The organism is Paraburkholderia sp. SIMBA_027 (assembly GCF_046535315.1).
GTDB lineage: Bacteria > Pseudomonadota > Gammaproteobacteria > Burkholderiales > Burkholderiaceae > Paraburkholderia > Paraburkholderia tropica.
On the sequence record NZ_JAWRWY010001162.1, the window covers coordinates 1 to 253 of the forward strand.

Here is a 253-nt window from a genome sequence, read left to right on the forward strand (position 1 = left end):
AGGTCGACCTCCTGCTGGTAGTCGCCGCCCAGGGCGCTGCGCGCCTGCTGGCCGACGATGGCCACCACGGGCTGATGGTCCATCCTGGCGTCGTACAGGCCATTGAGCAGGTGGATGGCGCCCGGGCCTGACGTCGCCATGCAGACGCCGACCTGCCCGGTGAACTTGGCATGGGCGCAGGCCATGAAAGCGGCGCCCTCTTCGTGCCGGGTCTGCACGAATTCCAGTGTGTCGTTGCGGCCGAAGGCGCCGA

General features: G+C 68.8%; 1 protein-coding gene. It reads right to left on the reverse strand.

Features of this window, described 5'->3' with window-relative positions:
- Positions 1-253 (reverse strand): thiamine pyrophosphate-binding protein (locus tag SB764_RS42795; RefSeq protein WP_410867149.1); only part of this gene is annotated, 253 nt, incomplete at both ends.